Source organism: Simplicispira sp. (assembly GCF_028687295.1).
Lineage (GTDB): Bacteria > Pseudomonadota > Gammaproteobacteria > Burkholderiales > Burkholderiaceae_C > Simplicispira > Simplicispira metamorpha.
The window spans coordinates 1-17,902 of the sequence record NZ_JAQUAL010000062.1 but is presented as its reverse complement, the minus strand read 5'-3'; the positions used below and the strand labels follow the sequence as shown (position 1 = coordinate 17,902).

Genomic DNA, 17,902 nt, shown 5'->3' with positions numbered 1-17,902 from the left:
GCCACCACGGCGGCCTCTTGCGCCTGCGTCAGCTCCTTGAGCAGGGGCTGGTGGTCGGCCACCTGCCGGGCCAGATCGGCAAAGTCGATTTTGAGCACGCGGCAGATGGCATCCACGCGCGACAGCGGCATATCGCCTTTGGCCAGCATGCGCTTGACGCTGGACTCGGCCATGCCCAGCGCCTGCGCCAGCTGGGCATAGGTCATCTGCGCGCTTTTGAGTTCTTTTTTCAGGGCGGTGACGAGGTCGGCGGTGGTGCTCATGGGGTGCAAGTATCTGGCAGGCGCGCAAAGTACCAGCGCACGCTACCGGGAGCGTATTTTTGCGCTGCTCCCGGCGCGGCCCACCGCCAGCGTCTTGGTTTGTGCGCACAATGCGCGCCACCCCTTCCCTCTCCAAGGTTGCCCATGAGCGAGCCGCATTGCGTTTCCGCATCCGACGATCACCCCAACCAGTTTGCCCTGCTGCGCCAGCGCCGCTTTGCGCCGTTTTTCTGGACGCAGTTTTCTGGCGCGGCCAACGACAACCTGTTCAAGTTCGCCTTCACGGTGATGGTCACGTACCAGCTCAGCGTGTCGTGGCTGCCCCCGGCCATGGCGGGGCTGGTGATTGGGGCGCTGTTCATCCTGCCGTTTCTGCTGTTGTCGGCCACGGCGGGGCAGCTGACCGACAAGTTCGACAAGACGCGCATGATCCGCTTCGTCAAAAACCTGGAGATCGCCATCATGCTGGTGGCGGCGCTGGGTTTTTGGCTGGGCCAGGTGCCGGTGCTGCTGCTGTGTACGTTCTTGATGGGCGTGCATTCCACGCTGTTTGGCCCGGTCAAGTTTGCCTACCTGCCCCAGGTGCTGAGCGAGCGCGAGCTGACGGGCGGCAACGGCATGGTGGAGATGGGCACGTTTGTGGCCATTTTGCTGGGCAACGTGGCCGGTGGCCTGCTGGTGGCGCTGCCCGGCGTGGGCCACGGTGCGGTGGCGCTGGCCTGCCTGGCGCTGGCGCTGGTGGGGCGGGTGCTGGCGCAGTACATCCCCGGCGCACCGGCCACCGACCCCGGCCTGCGCGTCAACTGGAACCCGTTTACCGAGACGTGGCGCAACCTGCGCCTGGCGCACGGCAACCCGGTGGTGTTTCGCTCGCTGCTGGGCATCAGCTGGATGTGGTTTTTTGGCGCGGTGTTTTTGAGCCAGTTCCCCAGCTTTGCCAAAGAGGTGCTGCACGGCAACGAGCAGGTGGCGTCGCTGTTGCTGGTGGTGTTTTCGGTGGGCATTGGCACAGGCTCGCTCTTGTGCGAGGTGCTCTCGCGCCGCCATGTCGAGATCGGCCTGGTGCCGCTGGGCGCCATCGGCATGAGCGTGTTCTCCATCGACCTGTACTTTGCCGCGCGGGGGCTGCCGCCGCCCACGGGTCTGATGGCGGGTGCTGCGGCGGGCTACTACAGCCTGGGCGGTTTTCTGGCACAGCCTGCGCACTGGCGCGTGATGGCGGACTTGGCGCTGCTCTCGTTGTTTGCCGGGCTGTACAGCGTGCCCATGTACGCGCTGATCCAGCTGCGCAGCCAGCCCACCCACCGCGCCCGCATCATTGCGGCCAACAACATCCTGAACGCGCTGTTCATGATCGCCAGCTCGCTCATCGCCGGGGCCTTGCTGGGTGCGGGCTTGACGGTGCCGCAGGTGTTTTTGCTCACGGGCCTGGCCAACGCGGTAGTGGCGTTCTACATCTTCATGCTGGTGCCCGAGTATTTGCTGCGCTTTGTGGCCTGGGTGGCCTCGCGCTTCATTTACCGGTTCCAGGTGCGTGGTGACGCGCATATTCCGGCCACCGGCGCGGCCATTCTGGCCTGCAACCATGTGAGCTTTGTCGATGCAGTGCTGTTGATGGCGGCCAGCCCCCGGCCCATCCGCTTTTTGATGGACCACCGCATTTTTCAGGTGCCGGTGCTGGGCTGGCTGTTCCGGCTGGCCAAGGCCATTCCGGTGGCACCGCAAAAAGAAGACCCGCAGGCGTACCAGGCCGCTTTCGATGCCGCTGCGCAGGTGCTGCGTGAGGGCGATTTGCTGGCCATCTTCCCCGAGGGCGGCATCACCCGCGACGGGCAGTTGCAGCCCTTCAAAGGCGGCATCGTCAAAATCCTGGAGCGCGCCCAGATGGAGGGCGTGCAGGCCCCGGTGGTGCCGATGGCGCTGACCGATTTGTGGGGCTCGTTCTTCAGCCGCATTGAGCGCGGGCAGGCCATGGTGCGGCCTTTTCGGCGCGGCATGTTCAACCGGGTGGGCTTGCACGTAGGCCCGGCCCTGTCCGGCGCCGAGGTCACGCCCGAGGGCCTGCACGCGCGCGTGGCCGATTTGCTGGCGGCGCCGTGAGGCGTCGGCATGGGCCGGCGCTTCAGGCGTACAGGGGTTCTTCGCCCAGGGCCTCGATTTGCTCGTGCAGCATGTCCACCTGGCTGCGCCAGTAGTCGCTGGTGCCGAACCACGGAAAGTTGACCGGAAAAATCGGGTCTTGCCAGCGCCGCGCCAGCCAGGCGCTGTAGTGGATCAGGCGCAGCGTGCGCAGCGGCTCGATCAGCGCCAGCTCGCGCCGGTCGAAGGGGCGAAACTGCTCGTAGCCCTCCAGCAGCGCGCCCAGCTGGTGGGTGCGCTGGCGCCGGTCGCCCGACAGCAGCATCCACAGGTCTTGCACAGCGGGGCCGGTGCGCGCGTCGTCCAAGTCCACAAAGTGCGGGCCGCCGCGCCCCCATTCGTCCAGCGGCGTCCACAAAATGTTGCCGGGGTGGCAGTCGCCGTGCAGGCGCAGCAGGGTGGCGTTTTGCAGGCCAAATCGGCCTTCAGGGCTTGCAGTACCTGCGCTAGCAGCTATCAATTCGAGAGCTTTGTCGCAGGCGTCTTGCCATCGCGAGCGCATGTCCAGCGGGATCAGGTCGTGCGCCAGCAGCCAGTCGCGTGGTTCGTGGCCAAAGTGCTGGGCGTTGAGGGCCGGGCGCTCGGTAAAAGGCCGGGCCGCGCCCACGGTGTGGATGCGCGCCAGAAAGCGGCCAATCCATTCCAGCACCTCGAAATCATCCAGCTCGGGCAGGCGCCCGCCGCGCCAGGGGCTGACGCTGAAGGCAAAGTCCGCGTGCTGGTGCAGCGTGGCGCCGTGCAGCACCAGCGGCCCCACGGCGGGCACCTCGGCGGCCATCAGCTCGGCGGCAAAGGTGTGTTCTTCCAGGATTTGCGCCGTGCTCCAGCGCCCGGGGCGGTAAAACTTGGCCACCACCCGCGCGCCGTCTTCCAGCGTGACCTGGTAGACGCGGTTTTCATAGGACGACAGCGCCATCAGGCGGCCATCGCCATACAGGCCGACGCTGGCCAGCGCGTCGAGCACCACATCGGGCGTCAGGGTAGAGAACGGGTGCAGGCCGGTGGGGTCGGGGGTGGGGGTCATGGCGGCATTGTCGCCTTCCTGCGGCGCCGGTGTGCTGCCGTGGCGGTAGCCCTGGTGCGCCCAGGGTGTGGCGGCTTGGCGGGGCCGTGGGCCGAGTCCGGCGGATGAAGCCAAATGGGCCGCAAACGCCCGCAGGCCGGGCGCAAGTAGCTATCATTTTTGAGAAATAAAAAAGCCGGGGCAGTGGCCTGCTCCGGCGGTGGGGCGCTGCGGGCCGGGTGGCCGCAGCGCGCAGGGCAGCGGCCCGCGCCGCCGCCGCTGGGATCAGTACTGGTACACGCCGTGGCCGCTCTTGCGGCCCAGGCGGCCTGCGGCCACCATTTCTTTGAGCAGCGGGGCGGGGCGGTACTTGCTGTCGCCAAACTCGGCCAGGTACACGTCCATCACGGCCAGGCACACGTCCAGGCCAATCATGTCGGCCAGGGCCAGCGGGCCAATGGGCTGGTTGCAGCCCAGCTTCATGCCGGCGTCGATGTCTTCGGGGGTGGCCAGGCCTTCGGCCAGCACGAAGAAGGCTTCGTTGATCATCGGCACCAGGATGCGGTTGACGACAAAGCCGGGGTTGTTCTTGACGGTGATGGGGCTCTTGCCCAGCGCCACAGCCAAGGCTTTGACGGCGTCGTGCGTAGCGTCCGAGGTTTGCAGGCCACGGATGATTTCCACCAGCGCCATCATCGGCACGGGGTTGAAAAAGTGCATGCCGATGAACTTGTCAGCGCGGCTGGTGGCGGCGCCCAGCGCGGTGATGGAGATCGAGGACGTGTTGGAGGCAATGATGACCTCGGGGGTCACGATGGCGTCCACCTGTTGCAAGATTTTGATCTTGAGGGCGTGGTTCTCGGTGGCGGCCTCGATCACGAGCTGCGCGGCCTTGAGGTCGTCGTAGCTGGTAGAGGTCTTGATGCGCCCGAGGATGGCGTCCTTGTCGGCGGCGGTGATTTTTTCTTTCTTGACCAGGCGGTCCAGGCTGCCCGAGACGGTGGCCAGGCCTTTTTGCACCGCCGCGTCCGAGATGTCCACCATGATGGCGTTGATGCCCGCGACTGCGCAAGCCTGCGCAATGCCGTTGCCCATGGTTCCGGCGCCGATGATGCCGACAGTAGTAATGGTCATGTAGAGAGCCCTCTTCAAAGTGAAATGAGACACCCATCATAGTAAGTGTGCGGTGTGGCGATTGGGTTACTGTGGCTGCCGATGCTGCGCCTTTGCCGCGCAGGCGACAGGAAGCGCCATGTTCGACTACATCGTGATCGGGGGCGGCTCGGCTGGCTGTGTGCTGGCCGGGCGCCTCTCGGAAGACCCGGCGGTGCGCGTGTGCCTGCTGGAGGCGGGCCCGGCAGACCGCAGTGTGCTCATCCATTGTCCGGCGGGGCTGGCGGTGATGGCCCGCTTGGGGCTGTATAGCTGGGGCCAGAGCACCACGCCCCAGCCCGCGCTGCTGGGGCGCAGCGGCTACCAGCCGCGCGGCAAGGTGCTGGGCGGCTCCAGCTCGGTCAATGCCATGATTTATGTCCGTGGTCAGCCCCAGGATTACGACCACTGGGCAGCGCAGGGCAACCCCGGCTGGGCCTGGAGCGATGTGCTGCCGTATTTTTTGCGCACCCAGCACAACGAGCGCGGCGCCAGCGCCTGGCACGCCACGGGTGGCCCGCTGAACGTGATGGATTTGCCCACGCCCAACCCCTTCAGCACCGCGTTTGTCCAGGCCGGTGTGCAGGCAGGCTGGGCGCACAACCCCGACTTCAACGGCGCGGCGCAAGAGGGCGTGGGCCTGTACCAGGTGACGCACAAAAACGGCGAACGCTGCAGTGCGGCCAAGGCGTATCTGACACCGCACCTGTCGCGGCCCAACCTGCAAGTGCGCACTGGCGCGCGGGCCACGCGCATCCTGTTCGAGGGGGGCCGTGCCGTGGGCGTGGAGTACCGCCAGGGCGGCTGCGTGCAGCAGGTGCGCTGCACGCGCGAGGTGCTGCTGAGCGCGGGCGCGCTGCTGTCGCCGCAGTTGTTGATGCTCTCGGGCGTGGGGCCGGGCGCCGTGTTGCAGCGCCACGGCATTGCCCTGGTGCACGACCTGCCCGGCGTGGGCCAGCACCTGCACGACCACCCCGATGTGGTGCAGGTCATGGATGCGCCGCAGCTGCGCGACCTGTTTGGCCTGTCGCTGCCCGGCATGGCGAACATCCTGCGCGGCATGTGGCAGTGGCGGCGCAGCCGCAGCGGCGCACTGACCAGCAACTTTGCCGAGGCGGGCGGCTTCATCAAAAGCCAGCCCTCCGAGGCCGCACCCGATTTGCAACTGCACTTTGTGGTGGGCAAGCTGCTCGACCACGGGCGCAAGACGGTGTGGGGCCATGGCTACTCGTGCCACGTCTGCCTGTTGCAGCCGCAAAGCCGGGGCCAGGTGAGCCTGGCCAGCGCCGACCCGCTGGCCCTGCCGCTGGTCGATCCCAACTTCTTTGGCCACCCGGACGACCTGCCCCGCCTGGTGCGTGGCGTGCGCTGTATGCGGCGCATCCTGTCCCAGAGCGCGCTGGCGCAGTGGGGCGCGCGCGAGTTGCCCGCATCCGCTATGGCCCAGACCGATGCGCAGATTGCGCAGTTCATCCGCCAGTACGCTGACACCATCTACCACCCCGTGGGCAGTTGCCGCATGGGGCCGGGGCCGCTGGATGTGGTGGATGCCCGGCTGCGCGTGCACGGTGTGCAGGGCCTGCGGGTGGTGGATGCGTCCATCATGCCGCGCATCGTCAGCGGCAACACCAATGCGCCCACCATCATGGTGGCCGAAAAAGCGGTGGATTTGCTGCGCGCTGCCCCGGGCACGCGATTTGCAGTCAAAATGACCGCTGGCGCCCGCACAGAAAGCGCGAGCAGCTATCAAAAAAGGAGCAAATAAAGCGCGGCATCGGGGCGCGCTGTGCTGGTGAACTGCCAGCCGCCAGCCGCCAGCCGCTTAGCCCGCAAAGCGCTTGCGCGTCAGCACCAGCGCCAGCTGGAAGGCCACCAGCGTCGTCACCACCAGCACCAGCGCGTGGCGCAGCGGGTTGGCGGGCCACTGGTCCATGAACAGCGGGCGCACCAGCTCCACGGCGTTGGTCAGCGGCAGCCAGTCAGAGATGTGCCGCACCAGCGGCGGCAGCTGCTCGCGCGGAAAGAACACGCCCGACAAAAACATCATCGGCGTCAGCACCAGCGTGAAGTAGTAGGTGAAGAAATCGTAGCCCTTGGCCAGCGCGTTGAAGATCAGCGCAATGCTGGAAAACATCACGCCCACGCCCAGCAGCACCGGCCAGGCCACCAACAGCTTGGGCGAATGGCTGATGCCCAGCGCCAGCATCACGCCCAGAATGGCCGTGACGGTGAACAGCGCCTTGAAGGCGGCCCAGAGCATCTCGGCCAGCACGATGTTGTCCAGGCTGACGGGCGCGTTCATGATGCCGTCCCAGGTTTTTTGCACATGCATGCGCGAGAAGGCCGAGTACAGCGCCTCAAAGCTGGCCGCGTTCATGGCGCTCATGCAGATGCTGCCGCTGGCCAGAAACAGGATGTAGGGCACCGGCTGGCCGTTGACCTGCAACTGCCCCACCAGCGCGCCCATGCCGTAGCCAAAGGCCACCAGCCACATCAGCGGCTCGGCGATGTTGCCCACCAGGCTCGGAATGGCCAGCTTGCGCCACACCAGCAGGTTGCGCAAAAACACCGGCCACCAGCGCCCTGAGACTTCGGGCCGGCGCCAGGGGTGGGGCAGGGCGGCGGGGCGGTGGGGGGTGGATTCGGTGTGGTGGGGGGTCATGCGTTGTCCTGCGGTGGTGGGCCGTTGCCCGGTGTATTGCGGCCCCGCCCGATGCGCCGCGCCTCCAGTGCGCGCCGCGTTTTTTCCAGCTCCTCGGCCAGCAGGCGCTCATCAGGCAGTGCGGTGCGGAATTCGGCAGTCAAAACCTTGTTCGACAAGCCCTCCAGGGTGTAGCGGGCTTCGTTGCTGTGGGCGCCGGAACACAGGATCAGTCCCACGGGTGGGTTTTCGCCCGGCTTCATCCAATGCTGGCGGGCGTAGTTCAGGTACATGTGCATTTGTCCTGCGTCGGCGTAGCTGAACGGGCCGACCTTGAGGTCTATGACCAGCAGGCATTTCAAGCTGCGGTGAAAGAACAAGAGGTCAATGCGAAACCAGCTGTCATCGAGCCGCAAGCGGCGCTGGCGGCCCAGAAAAGCAAAGTCGTCGCCCAGCTCCAGCAGGAAGTCGGCCAGGTGCTGTATCAGCGCATCTTCCAGGTCAGACTCGGAGTATTCGTCCTTCAGGTTGAGAAACTCCAACACGAACGGGTCTTTGATGGCTTGCTCGGGCGTCATGGCGTCGCCGGGTTCGGCCACCTCGGCCTTTTCCAGCATGGCAGCCTTGTTGCGCGACAGGGCGATGCGTTCGTAGAACTGGCTGTTGATCTGCCGTTCCAGTTGCCGCACGCTCCAGCCGCAGCGCAGTGCTTCGGTTTCATAAAAGCTGCGCGCGTGCTCGTTTTTGACCGAGAGCAAGCGCACATAGGCTGACCAGGGCAAGGGGAAGGCTTGGGCCAGATCGGACAGATCCAAGGATTGCCGGGCCAGTGATTCGGAAAATCCGGTCTGTGTGGATTTGGCAGACACCGTCTGCCAAATCTGTTCCGCAGGCCAAGCCAGGTAGAACAGACGCATTTGCTGCAAATTGCGCCTGCTGAACCCCGGGCCAAAACGGGCAGACAGGTCTTGTGCCAGTTGCAACAGCAAGGCCTTGCCGTATTCGGCCCGTTCTTTGCCGCCTTGCTCCAATTCGACGATGCGCCGGCCAATCTCCCAATAGCTGGCGGTCATCAGGGCGTTGACGCTGCGTGCAGCCGCGCGCCGGGCGGCTTCGAGCAGCGCCACGATGTCACCGTGGACGCTGGTGTAGTCGGCAAGATGGGGGCTGACCGGTGCGGTGGGTGCCGTCATGTCTGTGCTTTGTTGTGTTGCGTGCCCTGCCGGGTGTGGCAGGCGCCGGTCAGTTTATCGACCAGCGCCCAGTCGCCCGGCACCACTGTCGCAGGCGTCAACCCTCTGCGCGGATCTGGCGGCCCGTGAGTTTGAGGAACAGGTCTTCGAGGTTGGCGGGCCGGTGCAGCGTGCGCAGGTGCGGGTGCAGCAGCAGCGCGTCCAGCAGTGGGCGCGCATCCTGGGTGTAGAAGAACACCGTCTCGCCGCTGACTTCCACGCGCGCGGCCAGGGCGCGCAGGGCGCCATCGTGGGCCAGCGCCAGCGCGCCCTGGCCGTACACCTCGACCACGTCGCGCTCCAGGTGCTGGGCAATCAGATCGCGTGGGCGGCCTTCGGCAATTTTCTGGCCGTGGTCGAGCACCAGCAGGCGCGAGCACAGGCGCTCGGCCTCGTCCATGAAGTGGGTGGTGAGCAAGATGGCCGTGCCCTGTTGCAGCAGCCGTTGCAGGCGCTCCCACATCAGGTGGCGCGCCTGCGGGTCCAGTCCGGTGGTGGGCTCGTCCAGCAGCAGCAGGCGCGGCGCGTTGACCAGCGCGCGCGCCAGCGACAGGCGCCGCTTCATGCCGCCCGAGAGTTCGCCGGGCTTGGCGTCGGCCTTGCTGGTGAGGGCAGCAAACTCCAGCAGGCGCGGTGCGCGCTCGTCCATCACCGCGCCTTGGAGGCCGAAGTAACGGCCAAACACGCGCAGGTTTTCCAGGCAGGTGAAGTCGGGGTCGAGGGTGTCGAACTGCGTGACCACGCCCAGCTGGGCCTTGATGGCCAGCGCATCGCGCGGCATGTCCAGCGCGGGTGCGCCGCCGCTGGGGTGAAACTGCACGCTGCCGCCATCGGGCACGGTCAGGCCCAGGCACATGCGGATGGTGGTGGTCTTGCCAGCGCCATTGGGGCCGATCACGCCCAGGCACTCGCCCGGGGCGATGTCAAACGACACGCCATCGACCACCGTCGTGGCGCCGTAGCGCTTGCGCAGGCCCTGCACTTGCAGCAAAGGGGGGGAGGGGGGTGGTGCACTGCTCATGGCGTTGATTGTGATGCTGTCACGTGTTTGTCGCAGGTTCTCCCATAGCATGGGGCAGGTATCTGGCCGCTTCCCGGCACGGCGCCAGCCGCGCCAGCGCCCAGAGGCACATGGCTTGAGATGGCTCAAACACCCGGGCTTTTGGTGTACTGACCGGAAGGTCAGTCCGATATGGACTTTGGCATACTCATCTTTTTGTAATCATTTGAAGCCCAGAGGATCTGCTATGGAAAAACCGACGAAATCCAGCGTGCCGTTTGAGCGTCAGCGCGAGGCCACCCAGGCGCTGGATGAAACGTTCCACGGCTTCCTGACACGCCGCACGATGGGTTTGTCTCCGATTGCGCTGGCGCTGGCCGCAGCCGACTGGGCCATGCACCTGGCCGCCTCGCCGGGGCGCCAGATGGTGCTGGGGCAGCGGGCGCTGGCGTTGGCCCAGCAAGCCATGGCCAGCGCCGTCAATCCCCCTATGGATGAAAACGGCCAGCCCATTGCAGACAACGACAACCGCTTTATCGACGCCAGCTGGCGCCAGTGGCCCTTCAGTGCGCTCAAGGAAGGCTACAAGGCCAACAGCGCCTGGTGGCGCGAGGCGGTGCAGGTCGATGGCATGTCGCGCCACCACAGCCATATGGTGGAGTTTTTCAACCGCCAGATCATGGACACCTTTACCCCGTCCAACTGGTTGCTGACCAACCCCGAAGCCTTGAACAAGGCCCAGGAAACCCAGGGCCAGAGCCTGCTGCAAGGCTATCAACATTTTTCTGAAGACCTGCGCAAGGCCGAAACCGCCCGCAGCACGCCCGACGTGCTGGAGCCGCTGGCCTTTGAAGTCGGCAAGGATGTGGCGATTACCCCCGGCAAGGTGGTGTACCGCAACCACCTGATCGAGCTGATCCAGTACACGCCCACCACCGACAAGGTGTACCCCGAGCCGCTGCTCATCGTGCCCTCGTGCATCATGAAGTACTACATCCTGGACTTGTCGCAGTCCAACTCCATGGTCAAGTACCTGGTGGGCCAGGGTTACACGGTGTTCATCATCTCGTGGCGCAACCCCGATGCCTCCGACCGCGACCTGGGCATGCAGGACTACCTCCAAATGGGCGTCATGGATGCACTCGCCGCCGTCAAAGAGCGCGCCGGTGCGCCGCGCGTCCATGCCCTGGGTTACTGCCTGGGCGGCACCTTCTTGTCGATCGTGGCCGCTGCCATGGGCCGCCACACCCGCATGGCACAAAACCAGACGGCGGGCCGCCGCGCGGAAGACCGCGCCATGGAGCGTCTGCCCGAGCTGGCCTCGGTCACGCTGCTGGCGGCGCAAACCGATTTCAGCGAACCCGGCGAAATGGGCGTGTTCATTGACGATGAACAGCTCAAAACCCTGCGCCAGCAGATGGACCTCAAGGGCTATCTCTCGGGCAGCGCCATGGCCGGTTCGTTCCAGTTCCTGAACATGCGCGAGCTGGTGTTCACGCGCAACACGCGCCGCTACCTGCTGGGCCAGGAAGAAGCCGACTTCGACCTGATGAGCTGGAACTCCGACCTCACCCGCCTGCCCGCGCGCATGCACTCGGAGTACCTGTCTTCGCTGTTCCTGAACAACGCGCTGGCCACGGGCAAGTACCGCGTGGCCGGTCAGGGCATTGCGCTGATGGACATCCACGCCCCCATGCTGGTGGTGGGCACCACGCGCGACCACGTGTCGCCCTGGCGCTCGGTGTACAAAATCCATCTGCAAACCGACACCCACGTCACCTTTGTGCTGGCCGCCGGTGGCCACAACGCGGGTATCGTCTCTGAGCCTGGCCGACCGCGCCGCAGCTACCAGATCAACAGCATTGAAGACAACCAGGGCTGGGTCGAGCCCGATGAGTGGCTGGCCAGCGCACCCACCCGCCAGGGCTCCTGGTGGGAGGCCATGGACGCTTGGCTCAAAGAGCGCTCGGGCAAGCCCGTGGCGCCTCCCGCCATCGATCCGGCCCATGTGCTGTGCGATGCCCCTGGCGAATATGTGATGGTGCGCTATGCCGACTGAGAGTGAACGCACCGAAGAGGCCCTGGCCGCGCACCTGCAACGCATGAGCGGCTCCATCGAGCAACTCAGTGCCCGCATTGCCCGCCTGGCCAGCGCCCTGGACGTGGATTTGCAGAACGAAAGCGAACTGGACCGCGTGCTGAACATGGACGGTGGCGGCGCCCCAGCGCACGAGCGCCGTGCTGCCGCCAACAGCGCCTTGCCCGCAGGCAGTCCCGAGCGCCGCAAATCCCACTTGCGCGAAGAGCTGCGCGGCCTGCTGGTGCTGCGCTACGGCGTGACCCGCCGTTTTGTAGACCGCGTGGGCGTCGATGCCACGCGCCACATCCTGGTCAACGCCCAAGACCAGCTTGAGCGCGAAGGCTTCAAGCCCGGCGCTGCCGGTGCCGATCTGCGGCGCCTGTTCGATGGGTTCTGAGCTGCTTTTGCTCACACCGTTTTTTCCCGGCACCTTGCGTGCCCTGCGCCAGCAGACGCGGTACCGCCGCGCCTGGCTTTTTCTGGAGATCTCCATTCCATGACGCTCAATACATCCACCTTCAGCCTGGCAGGTAAAAAAGGCCTGATTCTTGGCGTGGCCAATGAAAGCAGCATTGCTTGGGGCTGCACCCAATTGATGCACCAACTCGGCGCTGAACTGGTGGTGTCCTGCCTGAACGACAAGGCACGCCGCTTTGTGGAGCCACTGACCCAGCCTATCGGGGTGGAGCTGGTCACTTGTAACGTCGAGGAAGAAGGCGAACTCGAAGCGGCAGTGCAGCACGCCATCGCACGCATGGGGCAGCTGGACTTTGTCATCCACTCCATTGCCTGGGCGCCGCTGGCCGACCTGCACGGCAACGTGATCGACAGCTCCAGCGACGGCTTCTCGCGCGCCATGGCCGTGTCGTGCCACTCGTTTGCCCGCCTGGCCAAGTTGTGCGCACCGCACATGCCCAACGGCGGCAGCATGCTCAGCATGACCTACCTGGGCGCCGACGAGGCCGTGCCCCACTACGGCCTGATGGGCCCGGTCAAGGCCGCGCTGGAATCGCTGACGCGCTACATGGCCATGGAACTGGGCGAACAAGGCATCCGCGTCCATGCCGTCTCCCCAGGCCCCATCCTGACGCGCGCTTCTTCGGGCATCGCCAGTTTTGATGACCTGATGGCCAATGCCGTGGCCAAGTCGCCCCTCAAGCGCCTGGTGACGCTGACCGAGATCGCCAACCTGTGCGCCTTCCTGTGTACGGATGCTTCCTCGGGCATGACCGGCCAGACCATCTACGTGGACGCTGGCTGCCACGCCATGGCCTGAGGCACGGCCTGCTTTTCCCTCCTTTTTTCGTGAACTTGCGCCTGCCGCAAAGGACCACACCGATATGAATACGACACCGCACACCGAATGGCTTGAAAACGTCACCTACGACGAACTCAGCGTGGGCCAGAGCGCGCGCCTGCTGCGCACCCTCACGCAGGCCGACATCCAGGCTTTCGCTGCCGTCTCGGGCGACACCAACCCCGCCCACCTGAACCCCGAATACGCCAACGACACGCTGTTCCACGGCGTTATCGCCCACGGCATGTGGGGCGGCGCACTGATCTCGGCGCTGCTGGGCACGCAGTTTCCCGGCCCCGGCACCATTTACCTGGAGCAAAACCTCAAGTTCGTCAAACCCGTGCGCATTGGCGATACGCTGACCGTCACGGCCACCGTGGTCAGCAAGGACGACGAGAAAAAACGCGCCGAGCTGGACTGCCAGGTCATCAACCAAAAAGGTGCAGTCGTGCTGCATGGCACGGCCCGCGTCATGCCCCCGACGGAAAAAGTGCGCCTGCCCAAGATCAATGCGCCGCAAATCCAGTTGTTCGACCCCGAAGCCCGCTTCAAAGAACTGCTGGCCCTGGCCGACGGCATGCCCGCCGTGCGCTGCGCAGTGGTGCATCCGTGCGATGTGGGCTCGCTCAGCGGCGCCATGGATTCGGCCCGCCACGGCCTGATCGTGCCCGTGCTGATTGGCCCCGCCAAGCGCATCCGCCTGGTGGCCACGGAAGCCAACATCGACCTCGATGGTGTCGAGATCATTGATGTGGAGCACAGCCACGCTGCGGCCCAAATGGGCGCTGGCATGGCTGCGCGCGGCGAGGTCGAAGTGATCATGAAGGGCAGCCTGCACACCGACGAGATGGTCAAGGCCGTGCTGGCCGAGCACTCGCTGCGCACGGGCCGCCGCATGTCGCACGTGTTCCGCTTTGACGTGCCGCTGTACCCCAAGCCGCTGCTCATCACCGATGCGGCGCTGAACATCAGCCCGAATCTGCAAGAGAAGAAGGACATCATCCAGAACGCCATCGACTTTGCCCGCATCATGGGCGTAGCCACCCCCAAAGTGGCCATCCTGTCGGCGGTCGAGACGGTCAGCCCCAACATCCCCTCCACGCTGGACGCCGCTGCCCTGTGCAAGATGGCTGACCGTGGCCAGATCACCGGCGGCGTGCTCGATGGCCCGCTGGCCTTTGACAATGCCATCTCGGCCCACGCCGCAGAGATCAAGCACATTGAGTCGGTGGTGGCCGGTGATGCCGACATCCTGGCCGTGCCCGACCTGGAAAGCGGCAACATGCTGGCCAAGCAGCTCGAATACCTGGCCGGTGCCACGGGCTCGGGCTTGGTGCTGGGCGCGCGCGTGCCAATCGCCCTGACCAGCCGCGCCGATGGCCCCACTGCCCGCGTCGCCTCGGCGCTGCTGGCCGTGCTGGCCGCTTACGACGCCCGCCGCGAGCGCACGGTCAAGGCCGCTGCCCTGCTCAAAGACTGACCGAAAGGGTTGATCGCCATGGCTATTCTTGCTGTCAATGCGGGCTCGTCCTCGCTCAAGTTCTCCCTGCACCCTTTGCAAGGTGGCCAGGTGCAGCCCAGCGTGCTCACGGGCTGCATTGAGGGCCTGGAGCCCGCAGGTGCGCCCGAAATGGTGTGGTCTTTTGCGGGCCAGCGCCAGCGCCAGGCCATCACCGGCCAGGGCGATAGCCCGTTTCAGCGCGCACTGGCCAGCTTGCGCAGCCTGCTGGCCGACCTGGAGGGCGCTCCACCCATCCGCGCTGTGGCCCACCGCGTGGTACACGGCGGCCAGGCTTTCCGCGAGAGCGTGCTGGTCACCGATGCGGTGCTCGAGCGCCTGGAGCGCCTGAACTCGCTGGCGCCCCTGCACCAGCCGCACAACCTGGCGGGGGTGCGCTCGTTCCGCCAGGCGTTTCCGGCGCTGCCCCAGGTGGCGTGTTTTGACACCGCTTTTCACGCCAGCTTGCCCGACGTGGCCAGCGCCTTTGCCCTGCCAGCATCGCTGACCGAGCAGGGCGTGCGCCGCTACGGCTTTCATGGCCTGTCGTACCAGTACATCATGGACACGCTGCTGGCGCAGTCGCCGCGTGGGCGGGGCCGGGTGCTGATGGCCCACCTGGGCAACGGCGCCAGCCTGTGCGCCGCGCAGGACGGGCGCAGCTGCGCCACCAGCATGGGTTTTTCTGCGCTGGACGGCCTGATGATGGGCACGCGCAGCGGTACGCTGGACGCCGGTGTGCTGCTGTACCTGATGGAGCAAGGCTGGGACCACGACCGTATCCAGAAGCTGCTCTACAAGCAAAGCGGCCTGCTGGGCGTGTCGGGCATTTCTGCCGACATGCGCCGCCTGCGCGCGGATGGCAGCGTGGCCGCACAGCGCGCCATCGACCAGTTCACCTACCGCGTGGTGCGCGAGTCCGGCGCGATGGTGGCCTGCATGGGCGGGCTGGACGTGCTGGCCTTCAGCGGCGGCATTGGCGAGCACGATGCCGTGCTGCGTGCGCAGGTTTGCGAGCGCCTGGGCTGGCTGGGCGTAAAGATCGACACCGAGCGCAACGCCCTGGCTACGCAAGACAGCGTGCAGGTCGTCCATGCGCCCGGCAGCAGCGTCGAAATCTGGGTGGTGCCCACCGACGAAGGTCGCGTGGCCGCCCGCGAAGCGGCCCACCTGCTGCACCAGGGGGATGACGCCATCGCCCCGGCGCCCGTCTTGGAGATGGCCGATTAAAAGCATTAAATCGGCCTCTGGCGCTTGCGCAGTGGGCGCAAGCAGCTATTAAAAAAATAGCAAAGCCCGGCATGCCGGGCTTTTTTCATGGGCGCTGGCGGGCGTTTACTGGAACGCCACCTCGGCAAAGCTGCGCAGTTTGCGGCTGTGCAGGCGCTGCACGCCGCCCTGGCGCAGGATGTCGATGGCGCGCATGCCGATGCGCAGGTGCTGATCGACCCGCTCGCGGTAGAAGTGGTTGGCCATGCCGGGCAGTTTGATCTCGCCATGCAGCGGTTTGTCGCTCACGCACAAGAGCGTGCCGTAGGGCACCCGGAAGCGAAAGCCGTTGGCCGCGATGGTGGCGCTTTCCATGTCCAGCGCCACGGCGCGGCTCTGGCTGAAGCGCCGCTGGGGCGTGTTGTCGGGCAGCAGCTCCCAGTTGCGGTTGTCGGTGCTGGCCACGGTGCCGGTGCGCATGATGCGCTTGAGTTCGTCGCGGCCCATTTGCGTCACGTCGGCCACGGCCTGCTCCAGCGCCACCTGGATTTCGGCCAGCGCCGGAATCGGCACCCACAGCGGCAATTCTTCATCCAGCACATGGTCTTCGCGCACATAGGCGTGGGCCAGCACGTAGTCGCCCAGCTGCTGGCTGTTGCGCAGACCGGCGCAGTGGCCCAGCATCAGCCAGGCGTGCGGGCGCAGCACGGCGATGTGGTCGGTGATGGTTTTGGCATTGGCCGGGCCGACGCCAATGTTGACCATGGTGATGCCGCTCCTGTCGGCGCGCACCAGGTGGTAGGCGGGCATTTGCGGCAGGCGCGGCGGGGGCGCGCCGCGCTCGTCACCGTCTTGCGGCGGCAGGCCCACGCGGCGGGTGACCACGTTGCCCGGCTCGATGAAGGCGATGTATTCGCTATCGGGTTTGGCCATTTCAGCGTGGCCCAGGCGCACAAACTCGTCGATGTAGAACTGGTAGTTGGTGAACAGTACAAAGTTCTGCACCCACTCGGGCAGCGTGCCGGTGTAGTGGCGCAGGCGGTGCAGCGAGTAGTCCACGCGCGGCGCCGTGAACAGCGACAGCGGCTGCGCCTCGCCCGGGCGCTGCTGGTGCGTGCCGTTGGCGATGCCGTCGTCCATGGCGGCCAGGTCGGGCAGGTCGAACACATCGCGCATCAGCAGGCGCCGCTCGGGGCTGAGCGTGCCTTCGATGTGGTCGTTCTCGGCAAACGAGAAGTGGATGGGGATGGGGTGCGTGCTGGTGCCCACCTCCAGCGCCACGCCGTGGTTTTTCAGCAGCAGCCGAAACTGCTCCAGGTAGTAGTCGCCAAACAGGTCGGGGCGGGTGAGCGTGGTCTCGAAGCGGCCCGGCCCTTCAACAAAGCCATAGGCCAGCTTGCTGTCGGCGCGCGCCACGGTGGTGGTGTGCAGGCGCACGAACGGGTAGAACGCGCGCGCTGGCTCGGGCGTGTCGTGGCCCGCAACAAAGCGCTGCATGGCGGCGCGCAGGTGCTCTATCTGTTGCTGGTAGATGTGCTGCACCTGGGCCAGTGCGGCCTGCGGGTCGGTGTGGCGGGTGGGGGCGGTGAAGGGCGGTGTGTGGGGCATCGGGCTATTGTCCACACGTGCTGGTGTTGGTGTATGACAGGATGTGCAGCGGCACTTTTCCTTGCCACCATGCGCGATGCCATCGGTGGCAGATTCACATTCAAGGAAAGGCAAGCGCGCCATGCAGCAGATAACCGATTTTTCGACCGCCATGGCGGTGCTGGCCAGTGCGGCCGGGTGCGGCTTGCTCATGGGCATAGAGCGCGAGCGCCGCAAGGGCGATGGGCCTGATCGCTCGCTGGCCGGGGTGCGCTCGTTCACGCTGGTGTCCATCAGCGGCGCCACGGCCGGGTTGCTGGGCGATCCGGCGCTGGTGGTGGTGGGGGCCTTGCTGGTGGTGGTGCTGACCGTGGTGGCCTATGCCCGCGAGCGTTCCAGCGACCCTGGCGTGACCACAGAAATTGCCCTGCTGCTGGCCTACCTGATCGGCATCACCAGCGTCCACGACCAGATGCTGGCTGCGGCCCTGGCGGTGATGGCCACGGGGCTGTTGCTGGTGCGCGAGGGGCTGCACCAGTTTGTCAACCAGTGGCTGCAGCCGGGCGAGGTGCGCAGCGGCCTGGTTCTGGCCGCGCTGGCCCTGCTGGTGTACCCGCTGGCCCCCAACCGTCCCTTGTGGGAAGGGGTACTGAACCCGCAGGTGCTGGTGCGCCTGGTGATTGTGCTGCTGGTGATCCAGTCGCTGGCGCATGTGGGCAAGCGGCTGATGCAGGCGCGCAATGCCATGGCGCTGTCGGCGCTGGCCTCGGGGTTTGTTTCCAGCACGGCCACCATCGCCAG

At 65.9% G+C, this 17,902-nt stretch carries 15 protein-coding genes; 8 read left to right on the top strand and 7 right to left on the bottom strand.

The window, feature by feature from the left end; genetic code table 11:
* Positions 1–263 (bottom strand): helix-turn-helix domain-containing protein (locus PHX69_RS08775; RefSeq protein WP_288043351.1); only part of this gene is annotated, 263 nt, incomplete at its 3' end.
* A gap of 144 nt (positions 264–407) precedes the next feature.
* Between PHX69_RS08775 and PHX69_RS08770 the strand changes: the two genes are divergently transcribed.
* On the top strand, positions 408–2,363 hold the full coding sequence (locus tag PHX69_RS08770) for an MFS transporter (protein WP_288043350.1): 1,956 nt from the start codon (positions 408–410) through the stop codon (positions 2,361–2,363).
* Positions 2,364–2,385: 22 nt separating this feature from the next.
* Here the strand turns inward: PHX69_RS08770 and PHX69_RS08765 are convergent, their stop codons facing one another.
* Together PHX69_RS08765 and PHX69_RS08760 are read right to left on the bottom strand one after the other, a co-directional pair.
* Complete coding sequence (locus PHX69_RS08765; RefSeq protein ID WP_288043349.1) at positions 2,386–3,426, bottom strand: serine/threonine protein kinase; 1,041 nt, start codon at positions 3,424–3,426, stop codon at positions 2,386–2,388.
* Positions 3,427–3,690: 264 nt separating this feature from the next.
* Positions 3,691–4,539: a 3-hydroxybutyryl-CoA dehydrogenase gene (locus tag PHX69_RS08760; protein WP_288043347.1), complete on the bottom strand. Its 849-nt coding sequence runs from the start codon at positions 4,537–4,539 to the stop codon at positions 3,691–3,693.
* A 118-nt stretch (positions 4,540–4,657) separates the two neighbouring features.
* On the opposite strand from PHX69_RS08760, the gene PHX69_RS08755 reads away from it, so the two are divergent.
* A complete protein-coding gene (locus tag PHX69_RS08755; RefSeq protein ID WP_288043346.1) occupies positions 4,658–6,322 on the top strand; it encodes a GMC family oxidoreductase in 1,665 nt (554 codons plus the stop codon).
* Positions 6,323–6,379: 57 nt separating this feature from the next.
* On the opposite strand, the gene PHX69_RS08750 is transcribed toward PHX69_RS08755, so the two are convergent.
* The 3 genes from PHX69_RS08750 to PHX69_RS08740 form a co-directional block, all read right to left on the bottom strand.
* A complete protein-coding gene (locus tag PHX69_RS08750) occupies positions 6,380–7,219 on the bottom strand; it encodes an ABC transporter permease (protein ID WP_288043344.1) in 840 nt (279 codons plus the stop codon).
* Positions 7,216–8,391 carry a PDDEXK nuclease domain-containing protein gene (locus PHX69_RS08745; protein ID WP_119014771.1) on the bottom strand — a complete coding sequence of 392 codons (1,176 nt, stop codon included), beginning with the start codon at positions 8,389–8,391 and terminating at the stop codon, positions 7,216–7,218. The genes PHX69_RS08750 and PHX69_RS08745 overlap by 4 nt, the downstream gene beginning before the upstream one ends.
* Positions 8,392–8,488: 97 nt before the next feature.
* A complete protein-coding gene (locus tag PHX69_RS08740) occupies positions 8,489–9,451 on the bottom strand; it encodes an ATP-binding cassette domain-containing protein (protein WP_288043342.1) in 963 nt (320 codons plus the stop codon).
* A 226-nt stretch (positions 9,452–9,677) separates the two neighbouring features.
* On the opposite strand from PHX69_RS08740, the gene PHX69_RS08735 reads away from it, so the two are divergent.
* From PHX69_RS08735 to PHX69_RS08715, 5 genes are all read left to right on the top strand, one after another.
* Entirely contained in the window at positions 9,678–11,489 is a 1,812-nt protein-coding gene (locus PHX69_RS08735) for a PHA/PHB synthase family protein (RefSeq protein ID WP_288043341.1), read from the top strand.
* Entirely contained in the window at positions 11,479–11,907 is a 429-nt protein-coding gene (locus PHX69_RS08730) for a hypothetical protein (protein WP_119014769.1), read from the top strand. The genes PHX69_RS08735 and PHX69_RS08730 overlap by 11 nt, the downstream gene beginning before the upstream one ends.
* 99 nt (positions 11,908–12,006) lie before the next feature.
* Positions 12,007–12,786, top strand: coding sequence for an enoyl-ACP reductase FabI (fabI, locus tag PHX69_RS08725; RefSeq protein WP_119014768.1), 780 nt, complete (start codon positions 12,007–12,009; stop codon positions 12,784–12,786).
* Positions 12,787–12,850: 64 nt separating this feature from the next.
* On the top strand, positions 12,851–14,287 hold the full coding sequence (locus PHX69_RS08720) for a bifunctional enoyl-CoA hydratase/phosphate acetyltransferase (protein ID WP_119014767.1): 1,437 nt from the start codon (positions 12,851–12,853) through the stop codon (positions 14,285–14,287).
* Positions 14,288–14,305: 18 nt separating this feature from the next.
* Complete coding sequence (locus PHX69_RS08715) at positions 14,306–15,535, top strand: acetate/propionate family kinase (protein WP_288043339.1); 1,230 nt, start codon at positions 14,306–14,308, stop codon at positions 15,533–15,535.
* 105 nt (positions 15,536–15,640) lie between these two features.
* Here the strand turns inward: PHX69_RS08715 and PHX69_RS08710 are convergent, their stop codons facing one another.
* Positions 15,641–17,122, bottom strand: a complete 1,482-nt coding sequence (locus tag PHX69_RS08710; RefSeq protein WP_288043338.1) for an AMP nucleosidase — start codon at positions 17,120–17,122, stop codon at positions 15,641–15,643.
* A 121-nt stretch (positions 17,123–17,243) separates the two neighbouring features.
* Here PHX69_RS08710 and PHX69_RS08705 point away from each other — a divergent pair.
* A partial coding sequence (locus PHX69_RS08705; protein WP_288043336.1) for an MgtC/SapB family protein occupies positions 17,244–17,902 on the top strand: 659 nt, incomplete at its 3' end.

Bases quoted from the DNA above. Each gene is read 5' to 3' on its own strand.
- PHX69_RS08770 (WP_288043350.1), top strand. From the start codon at position 408: ATGAGCGAGCCGCATTGCGTTTCCGCATCCGACGATCACCCCAACCAG.
- PHX69_RS08765 (WP_288043349.1), bottom strand. From the start codon at position 3,426: ATGACCCCCACCCCCGACCCCACCGGCCTGCACCCGTTCTCTACCCTG.
- PHX69_RS08760 (WP_288043347.1), bottom strand. From the start codon at position 4,539: ATGACCATTACTACTGTCGGCATCATCGGCGCCGGAACCATGGGCAAC.
- PHX69_RS08755 (WP_288043346.1), top strand. From the start codon at position 4,658: ATGTTCGACTACATCGTGATCGGGGGCGGCTCGGCTGGCTGTGTGCTG.
- PHX69_RS08750 (WP_288043344.1), bottom strand. From the start codon at position 7,219: ATGACCCCCCACCACACCGAATCCACCCCCCACCGCCCCGCCGCCCTG.
- PHX69_RS08745 (WP_119014771.1), bottom strand. From the start codon at position 8,391: ATGACGGCACCCACCGCACCGGTCAGCCCCCATCTTGCCGACTACACC.
- PHX69_RS08740 (WP_288043342.1), bottom strand. From the start codon at position 9,451: ATGAGCAGTGCACCACCCCCCTCCCCCCCTTTGCTGCAAGTGCAGGGC.
- PHX69_RS08735 (WP_288043341.1), top strand. From the start codon at position 9,678: ATGGAAAAACCGACGAAATCCAGCGTGCCGTTTGAGCGTCAGCGCGAG.
- PHX69_RS08730 (WP_119014769.1), top strand. From the start codon at position 11,479: ATGCCGACTGAGAGTGAACGCACCGAAGAGGCCCTGGCCGCGCACCTG.
- fabI (WP_119014768.1), top strand. From the start codon at position 12,007: ATGACGCTCAATACATCCACCTTCAGCCTGGCAGGTAAAAAAGGCCTG.
- PHX69_RS08720 (WP_119014767.1), top strand. From the start codon at position 12,851: ATGAATACGACACCGCACACCGAATGGCTTGAAAACGTCACCTACGAC.
- PHX69_RS08715 (WP_288043339.1), top strand. From the start codon at position 14,306: ATGGCTATTCTTGCTGTCAATGCGGGCTCGTCCTCGCTCAAGTTCTCC.
- PHX69_RS08710 (WP_288043338.1), bottom strand. From the start codon at position 17,122: ATGCCCCACACACCGCCCTTCACCGCCCCCACCCGCCACACCGACCCG.